The organism is Picosynechococcus sp. PCC 8807, assembly GCF_001693295.1.
Taxonomy (GTDB): domain Bacteria; phylum Cyanobacteriota; class Cyanobacteriia; order Cyanobacteriales; family MRBY01; genus MRBY01.
The window spans coordinates 1,843,105-1,863,004 of sequence record NZ_CP016483.1 but is presented as its reverse complement, the minus strand read 5'-3'; the positions used below and the strand labels follow the sequence as shown (position 1 = coordinate 1,863,004).

At 48.6% G+C, this 19,900-nt stretch carries 21 protein-coding genes; 5 read left to right on the top strand and 16 right to left on the bottom strand.

From position 1 onward, the window contains the following. The first annotated feature begins 55 nt into the window (after positions 1-55). Positions 56-676 carry a Uma2 family endonuclease gene (locus tag AWQ24_RS08985; protein WP_065716610.1) on the top strand — a complete coding sequence of 207 codons (621 nt, stop codon included), beginning with the start codon at positions 56-58 and terminating at the stop codon, positions 674-676. 158 nt (positions 677-834) lie between these two features. Here the strand turns inward: AWQ24_RS08985 and AWQ24_RS08980 are convergent, their stop codons facing one another. After that, a complete protein-coding gene (locus tag AWQ24_RS08980; RefSeq protein ID WP_065716609.1) occupies positions 835-1,317 on the bottom strand; it encodes a restriction endonuclease in 483 nt (160 codons plus the stop codon). Then, positions 1,286-1,534 carry a helix-turn-helix domain-containing protein gene (locus AWQ24_RS15925; protein WP_071932320.1) on the bottom strand — a complete coding sequence of 83 codons (249 nt, stop codon included), beginning with the start codon at positions 1,532-1,534 and terminating at the stop codon, positions 1,286-1,288. The genes AWQ24_RS08980 and AWQ24_RS15925 overlap by 32 nt, the downstream gene beginning before the upstream one ends. A gap of 86 nt (positions 1,535-1,620) precedes the next feature. On the opposite strand from AWQ24_RS15925, the gene AWQ24_RS08975 reads away from it, so the two are divergent. Together AWQ24_RS08975 and hemB are read left to right on the top strand one after the other, a co-directional pair. Beyond that, positions 1,621-2,673, top strand: a complete 1,053-nt coding sequence (locus tag AWQ24_RS08975; RefSeq protein ID WP_232318799.1) for a site-specific DNA-methyltransferase — start codon at positions 1,621-1,623, stop codon at positions 2,671-2,673. Between the two features lie 480 nt (positions 2,674-3,153). Continuing rightward, entirely contained in the window at positions 3,154-4,137 is a 984-nt protein-coding gene (gene hemB / locus AWQ24_RS08970; protein WP_012307365.1) for a porphobilinogen synthase, read from the top strand. A gap of 138 nt (positions 4,138-4,275) precedes the next feature. On the opposite strand, the gene AWQ24_RS08965 is transcribed toward hemB, so the two are convergent. The 13 genes from AWQ24_RS08965 to AWQ24_RS08900 all read right to left on the bottom strand — a co-directional run bounded on the left by AWQ24_RS08965 (position 4,276) and on the right by AWQ24_RS08900 (position 16,093). Continuing rightward, positions 4,276-4,731 carry an LCCL domain-containing protein gene (locus AWQ24_RS08965; protein ID WP_157096846.1) on the bottom strand — a complete coding sequence of 152 codons (456 nt, stop codon included), beginning with the start codon at positions 4,729-4,731 and terminating at the stop codon, positions 4,276-4,278. A 77-nt stretch (positions 4,732-4,808) separates the two neighbouring features. Continuing rightward, the gene (locus tag AWQ24_RS08960; protein WP_065716607.1) at positions 4,809-5,981 is read right to left on the bottom strand and encodes an agmatinase family protein; all 1,173 of its coding nucleotides are present in this window, start codon (positions 5,979-5,981) and stop codon (positions 4,809-4,811) included. A 97-nt stretch (positions 5,982-6,078) separates the two neighbouring features. Beyond that, complete coding sequence (locus AWQ24_RS08955; RefSeq protein WP_065710883.1) at positions 6,079-6,855, bottom strand: ABC transporter ATP-binding protein; 777 nt, start codon at positions 6,853-6,855, stop codon at positions 6,079-6,081. Between the two features lie 7 nt (positions 6,856-6,862). Next, entirely contained in the window at positions 6,863-7,693 is an 831-nt protein-coding gene (locus tag AWQ24_RS08950) for an ABC transporter permease (RefSeq protein ID WP_065710882.1), read from the bottom strand. Between the two features lie 64 nt (positions 7,694-7,757). Then, the gene (locus AWQ24_RS08945; protein ID WP_065710881.1) at positions 7,758-8,798 is read right to left on the bottom strand and encodes an ABC transporter substrate-binding protein; all 1,041 of its coding nucleotides are present in this window, start codon (positions 8,796-8,798) and stop codon (positions 7,758-7,760) included. An 82-nt stretch (positions 8,799-8,880) separates the two neighbouring features. Next, positions 8,881-9,576, bottom strand: coding sequence for a hydrogenase nickel incorporation protein HypB (hypB, locus tag AWQ24_RS08940; RefSeq protein ID WP_012307359.1), 696 nt, complete (start codon positions 9,574-9,576; stop codon positions 8,881-8,883). Between the two features lie 12 nt (positions 9,577-9,588). After that, positions 9,589-9,954 (bottom strand): hydrogenase maturation nickel metallochaperone HypA, encoded by a 366-nt coding sequence (hypA, locus tag AWQ24_RS08935; protein WP_065716606.1) that lies wholly within the window; start codon positions 9,952-9,954, stop codon positions 9,589-9,591. A 100-nt stretch (positions 9,955-10,054) separates the two neighbouring features. After that, positions 10,055-10,552 (bottom strand): TIGR00725 family protein, encoded by a 498-nt coding sequence (locus tag AWQ24_RS08930; protein WP_065716605.1) that lies wholly within the window; start codon positions 10,550-10,552, stop codon positions 10,055-10,057. 2 nt (positions 10,553-10,554) lie between these two features. Next, positions 10,555-11,148 carry a recombination mediator RecR gene (recR, locus tag AWQ24_RS08925; protein ID WP_083500703.1) on the bottom strand — a complete coding sequence of 198 codons (594 nt, stop codon included), beginning with the start codon at positions 11,146-11,148 and terminating at the stop codon, positions 10,555-10,557. A 64-nt stretch (positions 11,149-11,212) separates the two neighbouring features. After that, complete coding sequence (locus AWQ24_RS08920) at positions 11,213-12,943, bottom strand: diflavin flavoprotein (RefSeq protein WP_065716604.1); 1,731 nt, start codon at positions 12,941-12,943, stop codon at positions 11,213-11,215. Positions 12,944-13,065: 122 nt separating this feature from the next. Further along, on the bottom strand, positions 13,066-14,172 hold the full coding sequence (cobT, locus tag AWQ24_RS08915; RefSeq protein WP_065716603.1) for a nicotinate mononucleotide-dependent phosphoribosyltransferase CobT: 1,107 nt from the start codon (positions 14,170-14,172) through the stop codon (positions 13,066-13,068). A gap of 142 nt (positions 14,173-14,314) precedes the next feature. After that, on the bottom strand, positions 14,315-14,491 hold the full coding sequence (gene rpsU, locus AWQ24_RS08910; RefSeq protein ID WP_012307353.1) for a 30S ribosomal protein S21: 177 nt from the start codon (positions 14,489-14,491) through the stop codon (positions 14,315-14,317). Positions 14,492-14,836: 345 nt separating this feature from the next. Continuing rightward, the gene (locus AWQ24_RS08900) at positions 14,837-16,093 is read right to left on the bottom strand and encodes an MgtC/SapB family protein (protein WP_062434607.1); all 1,257 of its coding nucleotides are present in this window, start codon (positions 16,091-16,093) and stop codon (positions 14,837-14,839) included. Between the two features lie 144 nt (positions 16,094-16,237). Here AWQ24_RS08900 and AWQ24_RS08895 point away from each other — a divergent pair, with 144 nt between their 5' ends. After that, the gene (locus AWQ24_RS08895) at positions 16,238-16,909 is read left to right on the top strand and encodes a J domain-containing protein (RefSeq protein ID WP_012307350.1); all 672 of its coding nucleotides are present in this window, start codon (positions 16,238-16,240) and stop codon (positions 16,907-16,909) included. 111 nt (positions 16,910-17,020) lie between these two features. Next, the gene (recJ, locus tag AWQ24_RS08890) at positions 17,021-19,306 is read left to right on the top strand and encodes a single-stranded-DNA-specific exonuclease RecJ (RefSeq protein WP_065716601.1); all 2,286 of its coding nucleotides are present in this window, start codon (positions 17,021-17,023) and stop codon (positions 19,304-19,306) included. A gap of 10 nt (positions 19,307-19,316) precedes the next feature. Here the strand turns inward: recJ and AWQ24_RS08885 are convergent, their stop codons facing one another. Further along, entirely contained in the window at positions 19,317-19,775 is a 459-nt protein-coding gene (locus AWQ24_RS08885) for a tetratricopeptide repeat protein (RefSeq protein ID WP_198161448.1), read from the bottom strand. Positions 19,776-19,900 lie beyond the last annotated feature (125 nt).

Genomic DNA, 19,900 nt, shown 5'->3' with positions numbered 1-19,900 from the left:
CGTCTTGGGATTCATTAAATAGAATGGAGGGTGATCGGCAAGGGGAGATAAAGTGATGCTGACGAAACAACGGGCGGATCGGGTGCTGTTGAGCAATATCAGTTGGCAGCAGTTTGAAAATATTCTGCGGGATCTGGGAGAAACTCGTTCTAGTCGCGTGGCCTATTGTGATGGAACTTTGGAAATTATGACGCCCCTCCCTGAACATGAATTTTATAAAGAGGCGATCGGTGATGCGATCAAAGATTGCGCTGACGAACTAGAAATTGATTATGAAAGTCTCGGCTCAACGACTTGGCGCAAACCGGCGGCCAAAGCAGGCTTAGAGCCGGACAATTGTTTTTACTTCCAGCATGAGCCGTCAATTCGGGGCCAGTTGGACTATGATCTCGCTAAAGATCCGCCCCCTGATTTGGTTTTAGAAATTGAACTGACAAGCCGATCTTTAGAACGGTTTCCCATCTATGCACGGTTAGGAGTGCCGGAAATTTGGAGCTACGAGGACGGCAAAATTACAATTTACTTGCTTGACCAGGGAGAATATCGCGTTTCAGAAACGAGTCTAGCGCTGCCGCAAATTTCCGTGACGAAAATGATGACATTAATCGAAGAAAATCGTCCCCTAGGCCGTCGGGCAATCCGCCGCGCTATTCGGGAGTGGGCGAAAACTCTGTAATCCTTAAACCATCAATTTGCAGGGTGATCGATAGGATACTTTCTTGCCCTGTACTCTGTAGTGTTAACAGTGAAGTTGTGCGACGGCAGATAATCTTGAACTCCCACCGGCAATCTTTGTTCCGTCCGCACCAACATATTGTTAGACAGGAAAACCACTCAAGCCTCGTAGATTAAAAAGCCATGTTCTCTGACATAGGTTAAGGAAATTTTGGGATTATTAATATCCTTTCCACCTGAGTCGTTCCACTTCCTTTCCCACTGTTCATAATAGAACTCCAAGTCCGCTGGAGTAAGCTGATATATTGACACTAAATTTATCCCACTGTAAACCGCAAAAAGCCAATCAACTTTCCTATATTTTTCGATAATTCTTGGGTTGATATGATGGTGCGTCGAGAAACTTTTAGTTAACTGTATGTTGACAGATTTCAACTCATACTCATTTCCGTCTGAGTCCTTAGCATCATTTCCTTCTCTTCCTGGCAAAACTTCCAGGCCAGTTATTAAGAGAACTTGTAAAAGTTTGCCGCCATTATCTTGAAAAATGTCATTAATCCCATGCTTTGATGCCAGTTCTTGATAACGTTGTATGTATGGGAACAGCTCATCAAGTATCCTCTTGTCTGGGTGGAAATTCATTCTTGTGATCTCTTAGAAGTTCGAAGGTGTCAACCTCTAAGGCTTTTGCAAGACGCTCCATATTATCGATCGATACATTACGTTCGCCACGTTCAACCGATCCCACATAGGTTCTATGCAAACCTGCTAAATCAGCAAGTGCTTCCTGCGACAGTCCTTTTGACAGACGGATCTGACGTAATCGTTTTGCAAATAACTCCCTGGCATTCGTTGACACAGGCGTACAACATAAGAGGTTGACATAAAATACATTTTTGAGATAATGATGACCATGAGTCTACAGACTATAAGTAGCAATCGAGGTTGGCATTGATTAACTTAAATACTGATTTTCCTATAGATGTTGAAGCTCTTGAATGCCCACCAGTTTATTCAACTGATAAGGGTGCAGCGTTTTGTGGAGACTCTTTAGAACTCCTTGGTAAGTTGCCTAATGAGAGTGTTAATTTAGTAGTAACGAGTCCACCCTTTGCGCTTCAGAGAAAGAAGGAGTACGGCAATAAAAATCAGAGCGAATATATTGATTGGCTAGCTGGTTTTGCTCGACTGGTTTATCGAAAATTAAAGAGCGACGGCAGCTTCGTTTTGGATTTAGGAGGGGCTTATGAAAAAGGAAAACCAGTTAGAAGTCTCTACAACTTTAGAATCCCTATCTACTTCTGTGATGAAATAGGATTTTTTTTAGCAGAAGATTTCTACTGGTTTAACCCTTCTAAGCTTCCTAGTCCTATCGAATGGGTGAATAAAAGAAAAATTCGAGCAAAAGACTCAGTAAATACAGTTTGGTGGTTTAGTAAATCTGAGTTTCCCAAGTCAGATGTTACTCAAGTTTTGACTGAATACAGTCCGAGAATGAAAAAATTGTTAGAAGATCCTGATAAGTTTTATAATCCTAAAAAGAGACCTTCAGGGCATGATATTAGCAAAGGATTTGGAAAAAATAATGGAGGAGCGATTCCTTCTAACTTGCTGAAAATCCCGAATTCTGAATCAAACAGCCAGTATCTTAGAGGTTGTAAAGCCCTTGGGCTAAAGGCTCATCCAGCCAGGTTTCCTGGGAAGTTGCCAGAGTTTTTCATTCGTTTTCTTACTGAGCCTGGAGATCTCGTACTTGATATATTTGCAGGATCTAATACGACTGGTTTTGTAGCGGAGCAAGAAAACCGCTATTGGATATCTTTTGAGAAAGATATTCAGTATTTAGCTGCATCTTCTTTCAGGTTTATGCAAGAGAATATCCATGATCAAGCATTGAAAGACTGGCATCAAGAAATTATCGATGGTAAATCTCTTGAGGTCTCACCGAAGGCTAATCAGCTCAGACTTTTTGAGAAAGCAGCACAATATCACAACTGATGGCACACAGCTAAGTATGTTTGTCTAACTAGTGATTATGCGGAATTATTCCATCTAAAATGCCTCACAGCACTTTTACTTGGAATAATTCCGTATAAAACCTCTACTAGGGACGTTATGCAGACGACATCCATATAAAGTTGTTATCCAGATATTGTACAGACTTCATTTCCATCATAGACAATAACCTCTGCATAAGCTTCTGGATTTTTTCCGGAGAGTGATTAGCCTTGGCATAGTGACCCTGGCACTGGGCTTGATCAGAGCAAAAAGGCGATTTTTGATTTTAGGGTCATTCTTGAACATAGACCATTGAGAGGTTGGGCCACCCGCTGTGCCATTCGAGAATGGACGAAAACCCTCTAGGCCAAGCCAAAACTTGCGAATCATTGAGGACTGTTACGTTTCAGTAAAGGAATGGGGGCGATCGCCTAAACTATTCAGAAGCAATTTTTCATCTGGATTTTATTTTTGCCAACTATGTTCCCTTCTAGCCGCCCCCGTCGCCTTCGCCAAAGTGAGTCGCTTCGCCGCATGGTGCGGGAAAATACCTTTACGGCCAATGATTTGATCTATCCCCTCTTCGCAGTGCCCGGAGAGGCGATCGCCAACGAAGTAAAGTCGATGCCCGGCGTTTATCAACTCTCCATCGATAAGATCGTCACCGAGGCCAAGGAAGTTTGGGAACTGGGCATTCCAGCGGTGATTCTGTTTGGCATTCCCCCCGAAAAAGATAACGATGCAACGGGAGCCTGGCACGATTGCGGCATTGTCCAAAAGGCAACCACGGCGATCAAGGAAGCGATCCCCGAAATGACCGTGATTAACGATACTTGCCTCTGTGAATATACGCCCCACGGTCACTGCGGCTACCTGCAAACGGGGGATTTAACCGGACGAGTCTTAAACGATCCCACCCTTGAACTGCTGAAAAAAACCGCTGTGTCCCAGGCCAAAGCTGGCGCGGATATTATCGCGCCTTCGGGGATGATGGATGGTTTTGTCGCCGCGATTCGTGAAGGTTTAGATGAAGCTGGTTTTACGAATATTCCGATCATGGGCTATTCCGCAAAATATGCCTCGGCTTACTATGGCCCCTTTCGGGATGTGGCCGAATCTGCTCCCCAATTTGGCGATCGCCGCACCTACCAAATGGATCCGGGCAATGGCCGCGAAGCCCTCAAGGAAGTGGAACTCGACATCCTCGAAGGGGTAGATTTTGTCATGGTCAAACCGGCCCTCGCCTACATGGATATTATTTGGCGGGTCAAGGAAATGACCAACCTGCCCGTTGCCGCCTACAACGTTTCTGGGGAATATTCTATGGTCAAAGCCGCAGCCTTAAACGGTTGGATCGACGAGAAAAAAGTCGTCCTCGAAACCCTCACGAGCTTTAAACGGGCGGGCGCAGATTTGATTCTCACTTACCACGCTAAAGACGCTGTCCGTTGGTTGGCAGAGTAAATCTTGGCCTGGGGCATATTTCCCCCAAGAGAATAAACAATGAATCATGGGGACGCTTGTGAGTTGTCCCCTTTTTCGTGACCCAAAAAAAGCCCCGTACATCCTACGGAGCCAAATTTTTTTCGGGAACATCAAAAACTATTCCACCTCGAAGCTACCACCCCAAGGCCCATAACTAGAGGTTGTGATGCCGTTACGTTCTGTGCCGACAAAATCCGTTTGGGAACCCAGCACTTTGACCGTCACATTGCCCCCAGTAGTCGGTTCTAACAGACCTGCGTGGACAGCAGCCGTACAAATCGATGAGCCATCACTGTAGATATCCGTGCCCCAAATTTTTTCTGTGGGTTGTCCCGCCGGACAAATCACGCTGAGGGTCTGGCCTATTTGGCTCCGCAGACCGAGCATTCCTGGGGTTGTTTCCCAGTCAATGGCCCGGACTTTGGCCGTTTGGGTGCTGGGCTGGTGGTGGCTGATCTGGGTAGTGGGTTGGTGGTGGGCTACGGTGGGTGCAGGGTCATGGTGGGCAAGGGTGGCAACGGGGGCGATCGCCAACCCCAAAAACACACAACTGCCAAGGGTCAAATACTTCATCGCAAACAATTACTCTAGAAAACACAGACAAAAATTATGCTTTGCCGCTAAGAAAACAGAACACTCTTCCTCAAAGTTTAAGTCCAAGCCTGATCCACTGCCATATTTGCTTCGGGGTGAATGTAGGCGGGCTTTTCTTTGCGGGGTAGCTGACCAGATAAAACGAGGTGGGCCATGGTGTCACAAATCACGCGGGTCGCCATCAGGGATGTGATATCGCTAATGTCGTAGGGCGGTGAGACTTCGACGATTTCCAAACCGCAGACGGGGGCATTCCGGACAATCTTACCGAGGAGGGCGAGGGCTTCCCTGGGCAATAAACCGCCTGGTTCTGGCCAACCCGTGCCGGGGACAAATCCCGCATCAATGCAGTCAATGTCAAAGCTGATATAAACACAGTCGGTACCATCTAAGGCACGCTCCAGGGCAAACTCCGCCGCCGCATCGATACCCATTTCGGTAATATCAGTCACCGTGAGAATATTGGTCGCCCGTTCGCGACAAACCTTGACCCCTTGCCGGGGTACCTGCCAGCCGCCAATCCCCAACTGCACCAGATTTTTGGCGGGAGCATTGGCCATGTTGGTGGCATGGAACCAAGGACAGGTGTGCATCCGTTCGTCTAAATCTGTTTCCTGGGTGTCCACATGGCGGTCAAAGTGAATAATGCCTACTTTTTTATCGCCTAAATGCCGACAAACCCCCCGCACCGTGGGAAAGCCGATGGAATGGTCGCCGCCGAGAATGATCGGAAAAGCACCGGAACTAAAGACATGGGCGACTCCTTTAGAAATTTGATCAAAGGATTTTTCGTTATTGGCCGGAATCGTAAAGACATCCCCTACATCACAGAGGGTAATTTGCTCCCGCAGATCAATGCCCATCTCAAAGTTGTAGGGCGTGTAGAGGGCAGAAATCCGCCGGATCCCCTGGGGGCCAAAGCGAGTACCGGGCCGATAGGTGGTACCAGAGTCGTGAGGAACGCCAAGGATAGCCACGTCATATTCACCGACCTTGCGGACATCTTCGAGGTAAGGGGCCTTTAGGAAAGTATTGATCCCGGCATAGTGGGGCAGTTCTCCCCGGGAAAAGGTGGGAATACTGCGGTCTTTGATACTGGCGGCGGCTTCGAGGCCGTATTCCAGGCCCCGGGCTACTTCCTGTTGCCAACCGGTGAGGGGGAGGTGAGATTCTTTTTCGAGGGCTTCTTGGGCTTCGCTGGGGGGACGAAAATTCGGTTGTTCACTCATGGTGATCGGGCCTTTCTTGGGACGAATTTAGTTAACGATAGCAGTAACCAAGCAAATTCTTGGTTTTTGGGCAAATTACGCAAGATAGCTTTGCATTTTATGGGGTCTGTACTGCTTCTACGGGGACTTCACGCATTAGTTGCATCACATGGTATTTGTAATCGATAAATTCTGGCGATCGCTTAATTTCGTCGCCGTGGTGGTGGGAAAAATCTACCTTTAATTCTTCTTTGATGCGGCCAGGATGGGCTGCCATGACGTAGATCCGTTGACCAAGAAAAATCGCTTCTTCGACATCGTGGGTAATCAAGAGAATACTGGTTTCGGTTTGCTCCCAAATTTCTAGGAGAAATTGCTGCATATTTTCTTTGGTGAGAACATCCAAGGCCCCAAAGGGTTCATCCATTAACAAAATCTTCGGTTGGGAAGCGAGGGCGCGGGCGATCGCCACCCGTTGTTTCATCCCCCCAGAAAGCTGTTTCGGCAGTGCTTCCTGGAAAGGCCCTAAGCCGACCACATTGAGGTAGTAATAAGCTCGTTCGTAACGCTCTTTTTTCGGTACTCCCTGCAATTTCAACCCAAAGGTGACATTATCCAAAACAGAAAGCCAAGGATAGAGGGTATAGCGTTGAAAGACCATGCCCCGGTCGGCCCCAGGCCCAATAATTTCTTGCTGGTCAACGGTGACTTTGCCCGTACTCTGGGTTTCGAGGCCCGCAATAATCCTCAAAAGGGTGGATTTTCCAGAACCAGACGCTCCAACTACACAAACAAATTCGCCTCCCTCGACGTGGAGACTAATATTTTGGAGAGCGGTAATTTTTCCGTGGCGGGTTTGGAAAAACTTGTGAACTTGATCAACTTCTAAATGCATGATGTTTCTAGTCGAGAGACCAGCGGCAGAGGAATCTTTGGAGCCAAATAAAACAGAGGTCAATGAGGAGGCCAATTAAGCCAATTACAATTAAGCCAGCGAAAATTTGGTCAGTATTTAAAAATCTTTGGGCGACACTAATGCGCCGACCTAACCCTTCTGTGGCGGCCACCAATTCTGAGACGATTACTAGGTTCCAGGAGGCGGCGATATTCACTCGGCCAGCGTCAATGATTTTGGGCAAAATATAGGGAAAAATAACTTTAATGACGATTTGGGGTCGATTTCCCCCCAGGGTGTAGGTGGCCTCAATCAGTTCTTTGGGGACAAACTTGACGGCGTCCATAATCATCAAGGTATTGAAGAAGAGGGTGCCAATAAAAATTAATAAAACCTTGGGAATTTCCCCGACGCCGAAATATAAAACCAATAAGGGAATAAAAGCGGGGGCCGGCATATAACGAACAATGCCGATGATCGGTTCACACAGCGCCCGGATACTGGCAAAGGCCCCCATCAAAATGCCCAAGGGAATCGAAATGATGACCGCGAGACTAAACCCCGTCAGCACCCGCAAAACGCTGTAAATAATGTCTTTTTGCAGGTCGCCGCTGGCCCACAAATTGGCGATCGCCTCCCAGACAGCCATGGGGGTCGGTAGAAAGAGCGGTTTAACCCATCCCTGACTGGAGATAATTCCCCATAAAATCAGAGGCAACAGAATCGAGGCAGACATCAACAGCCAACGTAACTTTGGGGGAATTCCAGAAGTGATATCCCAAAATAAAGAGGGCTTGAGCATCCGGAAAGAGGGTTTGATAACGGGCGCTTTAGTCATGGCGATCGCCAAAATAATGGATTTAAAAAATCCCCCGGAATAAGAAGACCGAGGGATGCAAAAGCTACTGTTTTTCTGCGTAGGCTTTAACGAAAGAAGGATCAAATAAACCACTGAGATCCGCTGGCGCCTCAATTAACCCCGCATCCACCAAGAAAGTATTAATTTCCTGGGCGGCGTAGTTCAGGGAGATCATGCTTTCTTCTGTAGAATCAAAGGCCGTTAGGTTATCTTCAAGGCTAAAAATTGTCGTTCCCGCATCATATTCTTGATATTCTTCGACGGAAACATTGGCCCGGGCCGCCATGATTTCCAGGGCTTCCTCTGGATTTTCTTCAATGAAATCTAGCACCGCAAACCAAGTATCCACTAACCCTTGGACGGCTTCGGGATTATTTTGAATTAGCTCACGACTGACCACCAAATGATCCGGAATCGCCCCCGGAAAATCCGCCGAAGAAATGAGCGTTTTACTGCCTTCTCGCTCTAAAGCCTGGGTTGTAAAAGGGGCAAAGGCTCCCACTGCATCCACCTGACCAGCAACAAACGCAGCGGCGGCGGCCCCCGTTTCTAGGGGTTTGATAATCACATCATCGGGGCCAAGACCTGCTTCCTGGAGGGCCAGCAATAACAAAAAGTGATCGACGGTGCCCTCTTCAATGGCGATGGTTTTTCCCTGTAAATCCTCAATACTATTAATGCCTTCGCTGACAATAATTTGATCATTCCCTGTGGAGTTATCATTCACCAGAACAATCACTTGTTCAGAACCCGCTGCCACTGAACTAATCGTGTCATTCAGGGTTTGGGTATTTGCGTCTAGCTGTCCCGCCGCAAAAGCATTAATTGAGTCTAAATAACCATCAAACCAAGTCAGGTTTACATCAACGCCATTCGCTTCAAATAGGCCTTTTTCTGCGGCAATTTGCCAAGGAAACCAACCGGGCCACGCGCTAAAACCAAGGGTAATTGTTTCTGTTTCCGCTGTTGGGGTTTCCGGAGTTTCACCTGTTGTTGTGGGCGGTGTACTTTGGCAGCCGACGGTCAAGGCAAGACCCGCACAAAATAGCGCCGGTCGGATCAGAAGACTAGGCAGTTTTAGCATAGGAAAATGACAAGAATAAACGCAAGGGATCAATTAAAAGGCGATCGCACCTTGCCTGTTGTTTATCCTGTTTTCGGACAAATTATGCTGTAACTTTCATTACATCTTCCCGATGACAACTTTTTTTAACCCAGTCGTACCAAGTTTCTAAACCTTCCCCAGTCTGGGCAGAAACGGGGATAATCGTCGCGTGGGAATTCATTTGGCGGACATGATCAATAATCCGTTGGACATCAATGTTTAGATAAGGAACCAGGTCAATTTTTGTAACCAATAAACAATCCGCTTCTTGGAACATAACGGGATATTTGAGGGGTTTATCTTCTCCTTCCGTCACACTAAGGAGGGCGATTTTTGCATGTTCACCCACTTCAAATTCGGCGGGACAAACGAGATTCCCTACATTTTCCACAAGCAATAGATCAAAATCATTTGGGTTATATTCCTGTTCGAGGCGGTGCAGTCCTCCGGAAACCATCTTGGCATCTAAATGGCAGGAACGCCCCGTATTAATGGGGATCACAGGCACGCCGTATTGACGGAGGCGATCGGCATCGAGTTCTGTGGTCATATCCCCTTCGATGACGGCCATTTTGAGGTCATCTCTTAGGGCGGCCAGGGTTTTTTCGAGTAAAACGGTTTTACCAGCACCGGGACTACTCATCACATTGAGGCAGGTCAGGCCCCAGGCATCAAAATGTTCACGGTTGTGGTCAGCGAGGTCTTGGTTGGCATGGAGGAGATTGACCCCCAGGGCAGCGTCAAAGGTCTGGTGCATGGTGGTTAGTTCCTAGGAATGGAGAGTTAAGGGAGCGTATTCAATGCGGTCGATTTTTAGCTCACGACCGGAGCGGATATCATCCATGGGCTGATGACAGTCTGGGCAAGAATATTGCAGGCCAATGTTGGGGGCATATTCTTGTTGGCAGGTGTGGCAGTAGGCAATCAGGGGCGTTTCTTGGATCACCAGGGCTACCCCATCGAGAAACGTGCCTTGGGTTTGGGCAGCAAAAGTGAATTCCAAGCTGACGGGTTCAACGCAGGTGAATTGCCCCACGATGAGGTGGACTTTTTCGATCTTGACGGGTTCGGGATGGCTCTCCTGCCAATCTTTAATGGTCAAGATGAGTGCCTTGGTCATGTCCACTTCATGCATCGCCAGAGGCTCCGGATTGAGGGCTACTTTCGTCCACGATACAACAGGAATTGGGACAGAAATGTTTAGTTTATTGTTGACTGGAGGAATGGATGAATGCTCATGCGGGGTTGTCCATGAGGGCTTGAATTTGGGCGATCGCCCCTGAAATATTTTTCGCGACCGAAAACTGACCGGGAGCAAGTTCCGTAAAAAAGGCTTGGGTGGCCGGGCTGGGTTGCCAAAGAATGACGGGTTTGTGGTTTTTCAGGGCGAGGACAATTTCTGAGACGGTGCCCAAACCGCTGCCCACTGCCACCACCACATCGGCACTGAGAACATTGACGTTATTGCGTCCATGCCCCAAATCCGTACAAATAGCAATGTCGATACTGTCGGCTAAACCTTGGTGATCCTTCCCGGGCAAAATGCCCACCGTTAACCCCCCAGCTACTTTTGCTCCCTGACTAGCAGCGGCCATCACCCCAGCAGCCCGGCCCCCGGTGAGCAGCACCCACCCTGCTTCGGCGATCGCCTTTCCCAGATCGTAAGCGGCGGTTAAATTTTCTGGAGTAGCGCCGCCCCCCGGCCCCATCACCCCGATGATCAGTTTGCGCATTGTTAATCTAGTTCCCGGCGACCTTCTAAGGCCCTGGCCAAAGTGACTTCATCGGCATATTCCAAATCACCGCCCATGGGCAAGCCAAAGGCAATGCGGGTGACTCTAGTAAAGGGTCGCAGCAGTTGCGCCAGGTACAACGTCGTGGTTTCCCCTTCCACACTGGGATTGATCGCTAAAATCACTTCCTTGGTTTTCTCGGCGCTTACCCGTTGTACTAGAGCCTGGATTGTCAGTTGCTCCGGGCCAATGCCATCCATCGGCGAAATTACGCCCCCCAGGACGTGATATTTTCCCCGATATTCCCGGGTTTTTTCGAGGGCGATCACATCCCTGGAATCCGCCACCACACAAATTACGTCCGGCTCCCGTTGGGGATTGCGGCAAATATCACAAACCGAAGTGGCCGACAGATGGAAACATTTTTGGCAAACACCCACCTGTTTTTTCGCGTTCAATAGTGCCTGGGCAAAGGCTTCCACATCCTTTTCCGGACGCTTGATGACGTATAGGGCAAGGCGTTGGGCGGTTTTCGGGCCGATACCGGGTAAGCGCTGGAACTGTTCGATCAAGCGGGCGAGGGGGGGCGTATAAATGGCAGGTTCCTCCAGGGACGGTCAAATTCTCCGAACCCTATTCTAAAAGGCGATCGCCTTAGTCTTAATAGTGGGTGCCTGATTTGCGGTGGTGGACGGCGGTCATGCCATTATTTTGCAGCACTTGCCCCTTGTCGGTGGTCGCATAGATCACCCAATGGTCACCACATTCGAGCCGATTCGCCACAGTACATTCGAGATAAGCCAGGGCATCAGTAAGGATTTGACAGCCATTGTCCGCCGTTTCCGTTGCCACCCCAGCAAAACGATCTTCCCCAGGGGCAAAGGGTTTGAGGAAATGTTTCATCAGCCCTAAATGGTTCCCCTCCTGGAGGACATTAATCACAAAATTGGTGCCCTTGTGGAGGAGAGATTCGATCGCCCGTTCCTTGGCCACCGCTACCGTAAAGCCAGGGGGATTGAATGTTGCTTGGGAGACCCAGGAAGCCAGCATTGCCCCAGAAAGGTTGTCCTGTTGGGTCGTAACGATACAAAGGGAACCGACAATCCGGCCCAGGGCTTGTTCCAGGTTGTCCGATTGAGAAGTGGAAGCGACATTTTGTTTCGGTTGCCGCCGTTTAGCCGCTTTTTTAATCGCCTGGGCAAAGTCTGTCCCCGTTTCTTCGCAGGTTTTCAGGGTCACTTCTGTGGGTTTAAATTTGACGCGGATTGGCTCGAAGCCCATTTGGTAGCCCGCATCTTTAAATTTGCCTTCGAGGAGATCGATCGCTTCACCACTCCAACCAAAGGAACCAAAGACCCCAGCCAGTTTATTTTTGTCGGCATTGTTTAGAACGATTCCCAGGGCCGTTTGGATCTGGGTCGGGGCATGGCCGCCGAGGGTCGGGGAACCCATCACAAAGCCACTGCACCGGGAAATGGCCCCTTTAATTTCCTCTGGGTCAGCGTGTTCGGCGTTAAAGGTTTCGACCATCACCCCCGCTTTGGAAATGCCATGGGCGATCGCCTGGGCGACAGTAGCCGTATTCCCATAGGCAGAGGCATAGATGAGGGCCACGGACAGTTCGTTTTTCTGTTTTTCGATCCAGTGGCGGTAGTTATTGAATAGTTCCTGGCGACTGTAGCGGATTAAGGGGCCGTGACCAGGAGCATAGATTTTCGCAGGGATGTCTTCAATTTTGTTCAAACCAGCGAGGGTTTGGCGGATGGAACTGGCCATCACACAGTCGAAATAATAGCGGCGGTCTTCGTCGTAAAATTGCCAGCCTTCGTCAAAAACTTGGTTGCCGCAAACGTGGGCGCCAAAAAATTTGTCAGTAAAAAGAATTTCCTCTTGGGGATCGTAAGTGCAGAGGTGACCGGGAAAACGGGGGGTCGGCGTCGGGATAAATTCCAGCCCATGGCCTTTGCCCAAATCGAGGGTGTCACCACTTTTAACGATCTGCACTTTGGGGGTTTCATCCTTGAGTAGATCCTTAAGGGCGATCGCCGCTGGGTTAGAACAAACCAACGTCACTTGGGGCGCAAGTTTGAGCAGTGCTTTGAGGGTAAAACAGCGGTTGGGGTTGATATGGCCGAGGACGATGTAATCTAGTTGACTCAGATCCGTGCGGTTTTGGATTTCTGTTAAAAATAGCTCAGAAAAAGATTCCCCCGGCGGATCAAGCAATGCCGTTTTTTCCCCAGTGATTAAGTAGCTATTGGCCGTTGTCCCCTTTTGTAGGCCGTATTCAATCTCGAATTTGAGGCGATCCCAGGTACGCGATCGCAGCAGCAGAACGTCATCACTCACCAAATAGGGTTGGATATCTCTGGGGGGTGTTGCAACGGCCATAAAATTTTGGGGATCAAAATGTGCTTCAAATCCCAGTATCGCAAACTTCGGCGGGCGATCGCCATTCAAAAACAATGTGTAAAATTTATCGCCCCAATTGGCAAACTCAATGCCCCAATCCCTTAATCTGCCGCGAGATAGGGGGCAATGGTACGTTCAATCATCGCTAACAATTCCGCCTGGGTCGCACCATAGGCCAAATGGGCGGCGATCGCCAATCCGCCTGCGCCCACTCCTTCTTTGACGTAACCCTGTTCGTAGGATTGCAGTTGTGAATATTGAGAAGTTTGAAAACTGAGTTGCGTCGCTAATAAAGGCACTTCACCAATTAACTCGGCCAAACCCACCGTGTCCCCCGTCGGATCTTCCGCCACCCAGCGTGTCGTTCCCACTGCAATATTTTTCGGATCAAAATCAAGCGAATGGTACTCACAAATTCGTTGTATCAAGGCATACACCGCTAACATTTGTGTTCCCCCTGCAAGCAAAACCCCTTGAGTCCTGCTTAAGGCGATCGCCATGCCAGCGACGAAAATCTGCATCGGATCGCCCACTGCGGCCACCACTGCAAAAGGATCAGGGTTTGGGTTTAAATTTGCTTTTTTTAAACCTGTTTGCACAATTTGCCACTTTAAATCGTGGTTACATTCGATATAACTGCTATTCACTTTCTGGTTGGCGTCATAACCTAATCCTGTTAACACCCCCAATGCCGTTGTGGTGCCTGCGACCACACATTCTCCTAACATGAATAAATGATTGGGATATTGGGTTGCTAATGTTTCGCCCCAGGTTAAACCTTGCTCGAAAAGTTTGTTCACCGTTGAAAATTCGAGGGCTTTTCCTGTTGAAACACACCTTGCTTTTTGACCACCAACATCAATACAATGCACGGCATTTTCGTCCGGTTTAAGCCATAATCCTGTGTCGAATAAATAGGCAGGAATTTGATAATACTGCAAAATAGCACGGGATAAAATCGCCGGCGACGCCCCGACAATTAACGGCGGCAAGGGATAAATTGCTTTTTTTCGGAAACCATGACAAACACATTCCGCATCGGCGATCGCTGTATATTTGCGCGCCTCTGGGGTGGCCCCGGCAGCGGAAATGTTCGGAATTAAAGCCGTATCTGTAAAGCCCAAGCCACAGGCGAAAACGACCGATTTTTGCTGGTGATTACTGAGCCAAGCCTGGCCCTGGGTCTGTTGTGTATAAATGCGGATCATTTTGCCTTTTCTTGCCCTCAGTCTAGCCAGAACGATATTTCCCTCCTAAAAAAATTAGGAGAATCGCAATGATCCCCCTAATCTTCCTACTTATTCGTGATATTTCCGAACATCAAGATTCAATAACCAAGACAGAAATTCTTTAGCGGAAACGCTTCTTCCGACGGGCCACAGCCTTACGCTTGCGCTTCTCGATGGGCGTTTCAAAGTGACGACGACGTTTGATATCAGCAAAAATACCAGCTTTAGAAACTTGACGCTTAAAGCGACGTAATGCAGATTCGATATTTTCGTTTTGTCCAACAACCACTTGGGTCATAGGGTATCCTCCTTTGTTGGTGATGTTATTAATTGAAATGAATGGAGCCGGGCAAATGATTTTTTACATCATTTCCTCGAAAAACATTTGGCAAACTGCCAGATATACGATCTTAGGATCTTTTTGGGGGGAGTTGCAAGGTTTATCCTGTGAGGCATTCAGAAAAATGAGCTTAATCGAAAGCCACTTAAGGAAAGTCAACACCGGATCAAAACACGGTAATCAGTGTCGTTTTTTCGAGGTTTATCAGCCAATAAAGCTGATTCTTTAATTAAAGTCCCGTACACCACCTCCAAAGGGGGTATTCAAAAGGCTCGTGAATCTTGATGGGAAAAAATATTTCACTCAGACTGCTAACAATACCAAAAAACCGGCAATTAAACCACTCAACATAATGCTGCCACACCAGTAGGCAAGTTTAGGATTGCCAATCGTCCGAGTGAAGCCGACTTTCACAAGGGTGTTGGCTGTTACGGCTAACCAAATTCCGTACATGGCAACTTTTTCGGGAAGATCGTCTTGTACCGCGTTGGCGAGGGATAAACTCACGGCATCGACATCAGCAAAGCCAGACAGGGCAGAGAGGAGATAAATCCCTTGTTCACCAAATTCTTCCTGGGCCCACCGCACCAACAGCGACAAGATCACCAGGAGAGCAGTGTATTGGAGCGCAGAACCCAGTTCAACGGGATTATTCACGCTCACTTCGGCGGGGGGTCTGTCCTGGGGTTGGGTTTTCCAACGGGCGATCGCCACTGCGGCAATTACAGGAATCAAACCCAAAATTAATAAAGGAGCCGCTAACTTGTAGGCCAGAGTTTGACTGACTACAGCAATCACCAACAGTAGCCTGGGGGCCATAATGCCGTTGGCGAGGACAATGCCAGCCGCAAGGGAAATGGTTTCGCTGGGTTGTTGTTTGGCCATGCGAGAAAAGGACACCGTCAAGGCAGTGGAAGAAGCAATCCCCCCAAAAAAGCCCGTTAACATCAGCCCAACCTGACTACCCAAAATGCGAATCGCAAAGTAACCGATGTAGGAAATGCCTGCAATCAAGAGCACCAGCCAACCGATCGCCCGTGGATTGAGAGCATTCCAAGGCCCCATGGCTTGGTTGGGCAGAAGGGGTAACACGACCACCGCAATCAGCAGTAGTTGGAGGGTCGCAATTAATTCCTGGCGCTGGAGCCAATTGAGAGTTTTCGTCAGTTCCGGTTTCGCTCCTAGGATCCAGGCCACCACCACCGCCACGGCGATCGCCTCTTGGGTAAAGCCACTCAAGGCCAAGGCTCCCAGACAAAAGGTGATCATTAAGGCCAATTCTGTCGTGCTGCCATAATCACCGGATTTTTTCGCGGTTAAAACGTAGGAGGTGGCCACCAAACCCGCTAAACCGAGGAAAATGCCGACAAGAATACCAAATCCCCAACTTTGCGCCAGTAAAGCGGCAATTCCCCCTAGTAAGCCACAAATTGAAAAATTGCGGAGGCCGCTATCGCCGTAACCCTCATCGTCGGCCCGGTTGCGCCAGCCCCGTTCTAGGCCAATAATCACCCCCAAGGCTAAGGCGATCGCCAACTCGACAATCACATCTAAATTCATCGCATTCCTCAAATTTTCAACCTTAGCTTACCCACATTTAGGGGTCACAAAAATTTAAAAAACGCCTGAAACAGCCGCCAATTTCGGTTAGCATAGCTCGTAATCTCGCCGCAATTTCTCGCAATTTTCAGCGAATTTCGGAGTATGACAACGCCAGATTATTACAAAGTGCTCAACATTTCTCCGAAGGCCACCCAGCAGGAGATCAAAAACGCCTATCGTCGCCTCGCGAAGCAGTTTCACCCAGACACCTGCGATAAAAGTCAAACCGCCAACGGCGATCGCATTGTGGCCCTAAACCATGCCTACGAAATCTTGGGGGATGCCCACCAGCGCAAGCAGTATGATCTCAGTCGGGATGCGGCAAACTATCGCGGAATTCGCTCGGCCCAGGGGACAACGGTGCGCCCCCGCCAAACCATGGAAACGGATTTAGATGTCTGGTTACAGCACATTTATCGACCGTTAAACCAGGCAATTTTAAAGATTATTAAGCCCCTAGAAGCTCAAATTGATGAGTTGGCAGCCGACCCCTTTGATGATGATCTGATGGCAACGTTCCAAACCTATTTAGAAGATTGCCAAGCCATTTTAGACCAGGCCCAAAAATTATTTCAATCGTTGCCAAATCCAACTAATGTGGCGCGGGCCGCACGGGATTTATATTATTGCTTAAATCATCTGGGTGACGGGCTAGAGCAATTGGAATGGTTTACCCTCAATTACAATGAAGAATACCTCCACAGTGGCCAGGAAATGTTTCGCCGTGCCGACCAGTTTTCTTGGCAGGCCCAGGAGGCGATCGCTCAATTATAAGAAATCAATTTAAGCGAAGCTTAAAAATTATAAAAATATAATTTTGCCGTAATTGGCCATTGAGTAAAATCTAGCAGTCAAGCCATTAAACCCAGAGGAAAAAGCATTAAAGTGAATTGGCAGGTTTTAGCAACACCACAGGTGCCGGACTCTTTTATTCGGCGGGTCGAAATCCTGACCGATGGCAAAGGCGATCGCCATTTAGCTCAACTCCTATGGCAACGGGGCTTTAATGATGAAAATACCTTAGCTGGCTTCCTTAACCCAGAGGCTTACGCACCAACTTCTGCCTTTGCCTTTGGCCAAGAAATGAAACGGGCGATTCACCGCTTGATACAAGCGAAAGAACGGGGTGAAAAGGTGGCCATCTGGGGAGATTTTGATGCCGATGGCGTCACCGCAACAAGTGTTTTATGGGAAGGATTAGGGCAATTTTTTTCCCAAGAAACCCAATTAACCTATTACATTCCCAATCGTTTAACAGAATCCCACGGCTTAAATAATCCAGGCATTGACCGCCTGAAAACTTGGGGTGCAAGTTTAATTATCACCTGCGATACTGGTAGCACAAACTTGACAGAAATTGCCCACGCAAAAAGCCTTGATATTGACCTGATTATTACCGATCATCACACTTTACCAGAAACCAGACCCGACGTTTTATCGATTATTAATCCCCGTTACTTTGCTGAAAATCATCCCCTATTTCATCTATCTGGGGTTGCTGTGGCCTATAAATTAGTTGAGGCGTTATCAGAAACACTACCGGATCCGACAAGGCCGCCTGTTACCGATCTCTTAGACCTCGTGGCGATTGGTTTAATTGCAGATTTAGTGGCCCTCAAGGGAGATTGTCGCTATCTGGCCCAGGTGGGGATCCAAGCCCTGCAAAAACAAACAAACCCTAAAACTGTCGTCCATCCAGGCATTAAAGCGCTCCTCGACAATTGCCATAAAACCGGCGATCGCCCAACCGATATTTCCTTTGGCATTGGGCCACGGATTAATGCCGTCAGTCGTATCTACGGCGACGCAAGCTTTTGTGTCGAACTGCTCACCAGTCGTGAACGGGGGCGCTGTGGTTACCTCGCCCAACAGACAGAACTCGCCAATGCCCGTCGTAAAGAGATTCAACAAAAGGTCGTCCAGCAGGCCAAGGCCCAGATCGAAACCCTAGATTTATCGACCACGAGCGTTTTAGTGCTGTGTGATGCCCAGTGGCAGGGGGGCGTGCTGGGATTGGTAGCCAGCCAAATTGCCCAAACCTTTGGCCGCCCGACCATTCTTTTAACCTACGATCCGGAGCAAGACCTCTGGAAAGGATCCGCCCGTTCCGCCCACGGCATCGATTTGTATGATTTGGTGCAAGCCCAAAGTCACCTGTTGCATCGCTTTGGCGGGCATCCCTTTGCAGCGGGTTTGAGTGTGCGGCCCGAAAATTTGGCGATGTTTAAAACAGCCATTAATCAACAGGCTCGGCAACAGTGGGGCGGCCACATTGAGACCCACCAGGGAGAAATCACCGTTGATCTTGTAGTGGCGATCGCCGACCTGGGGAAATCATTATTTCAATCTTTAGAATGCCTAGAACCCTTTGGGATGGGGAATCCAAAACCAAAACTATTGATCAAAGACTGTGGTCTGACGGTGACTGGGTTTAGCAAATTGCGGGACAAATTTAATCGCAAACTGAATTATTTCAAGACAAACTTTGAGCTTTGGGATGAAACGGATCAAATTAGTGGCATTTGGTGGGGCGGCCATCCCGACGATTTGACCCAGGGGGCGGGGCTGGACGTGGTGGTTGAGCTAGACCGTAAAGAGGCCCAGACCCAGGATCAATATTTTGTGCGTCTCTTGGCTGTGGCGCCGACCGCAAAGACCACCGCAGAATCGGCTCCACAAACATTACTCGACTTTCGCCATCAGTCTCTCCCCCAGGAAGCTTTGGATCAGTATGTGTTGCAACAGGATTGTCCGGTCACTTGGCAGGAGCTTTATGGGAATTATCAACAGGCGATCGCCACGGGGAAACCTTTGGCCCTCCACTATGCTTCCCCAATTTCTCGTACTCCGGAGCAGTGTTTTAAAACGCTGATTGGCATTGCGAAATATTTATTGGCCCAGGATCAAACGGTTTCCCTGGCTGACCTGAAAGCAAAACTCCATTGCGGCGATCGCCCCTTAGATTTCGGTCTGAAGGCTTTAAAGAATGTCGGCTTTGTCGCTGAAATTCAAGGCGAACAAGTGCGTTTTCAGCAGACGACCGTCACTCCTGATCCAGCAGCCTTTGCCCAATTTAAACAGGCAATCCTCGAAGAGCAATTTCAAAGGCAGTATTTTGCCCAGGTTCCCCTCGCCGTCATCCAAGCCACCCTCGAAAAAATTCCGGTCTAAATCACAAGGCTCACTCCGGCGCAGTCTGTAACTGTTGGTAAAAAGTTTGGGCTTGGTCAAAATTTGGGGCGATCGCCAGGGCTTGATTCACCTGAGCCAACGCCTGGATTGAGTCCCCTTGGCGATTATAAATAATGCCCAGGTTGTAATGGGCGAGGGCATGGATACTTGCGGGTTCCTCCGGGTGATCCGGCAATGACAACACCGTCTGCAACAACGCTTCTGCGTCGTCCAACTGGCCCATACTGATGTAGATCAAGCTCAAATTGATGTAGGGATCAACAAAATTCGGATCAACGGCGATCGCCCTTTGGTAGGCGGCGATCGCTTGGTCAAAATCAGCCAGTTCATGGAACTCAACCCCCAACTGATAAGCCGCTTTCCCTTCGGCAGTTGGGAGCAACTCTAAACCCTGAGCTAAAGGCGAAACCACCTCTGAAACGACGGGAAATTGGGATTCTGAAACCATTGCAAATACAACATTCAACATAAATTTTTCGACGACCCATTAGATATCGGCAACTATGGCCACTTCTCTAGCTTAACGATGGAGTACCTACGGAACGAATAGTAAAGAGACTTTACAAAAGCAGT

Bases quoted from the DNA above. Each gene is read 5' to 3' on its own strand.
- AWQ24_RS08985 (WP_065716610.1), top strand. From the start codon at position 56: ATGCTGACGAAACAACGGGCGGATCGGGTGCTGTTGAGCAATATCAGT.
- AWQ24_RS08980 (WP_065716609.1), bottom strand. From the start codon at position 1,317: ATGAATTTCCACCCAGACAAGAGGATACTTGATGAGCTGTTCCCATAC.
- hemB (WP_012307365.1), top strand. From the start codon at position 3,154: ATGTTCCCTTCTAGCCGCCCCCGTCGCCTTCGCCAAAGTGAGTCGCTT.
- AWQ24_RS08965 (WP_157096846.1), bottom strand. From the start codon at position 4,731: ATGAAGTATTTGACCCTTGGCAGTTGTGTGTTTTTGGGGTTGGCGATC.
- AWQ24_RS08960 (WP_065716607.1), bottom strand. From the start codon at position 5,981: ATGAGTGAACAACCGAATTTTCGTCCCCCCAGCGAAGCCCAAGAAGCC.
- AWQ24_RS08955 (WP_065710883.1), bottom strand. From the start codon at position 6,855: ATGCATTTAGAAGTTGATCAAGTTCACAAGTTTTTCCAAACCCGCCAC.
- AWQ24_RS08950 (WP_065710882.1), bottom strand. From the start codon at position 7,693: ATGACTAAAGCGCCCGTTATCAAACCCTCTTTCCGGATGCTCAAGCCC.
- AWQ24_RS08945 (WP_065710881.1), bottom strand. From the start codon at position 8,798: ATGCTAAAACTGCCTAGTCTTCTGATCCGACCGGCGCTATTTTGTGCG.
- hypB (WP_012307359.1), bottom strand. From the start codon at position 9,576: ATGCACCAGACCTTTGACGCTGCCCTGGGGGTCAATCTCCTCCATGCC.
- hypA (WP_065716606.1), bottom strand. From the start codon at position 9,954: ATGCATGAAGTGGACATGACCAAGGCACTCATCTTGACCATTAAAGAT.
- AWQ24_RS08930 (WP_065716605.1), bottom strand. From the start codon at position 10,552: ATGCGCAAACTGATCATCGGGGTGATGGGGCCGGGGGGCGGCGCTACT.
- AWQ24_RS08920 (WP_065716604.1), bottom strand. From the start codon at position 12,943: ATGGCCGTTGCAACACCCCCCAGAGATATCCAACCCTATTTGGTGAGT.
- cobT (WP_065716603.1), bottom strand. From the start codon at position 14,172: ATGATCCGCATTTATACACAACAGACCCAGGGCCAGGCTTGGCTCAGT.
- rpsU (WP_012307353.1), bottom strand. From the start codon at position 14,491: ATGACCCAAGTGGTTGTTGGACAAAACGAAAATATCGAATCTGCATTA.
- AWQ24_RS08900 (WP_062434607.1), bottom strand. From the start codon at position 16,093: ATGAATTTAGATGTGATTGTCGAGTTGGCGATCGCCTTAGCCTTGGGG.
- AWQ24_RS08895 (WP_012307350.1), top strand. From the start codon at position 16,238: ATGACAACGCCAGATTATTACAAAGTGCTCAACATTTCTCCGAAGGCC.
- AWQ24_RS08885 (WP_198161448.1), bottom strand. From the start codon at position 19,775: ATGGTTTCAGAATCCCAATTTCCCGTCGTTTCAGAGGTGGTTTCGCCT.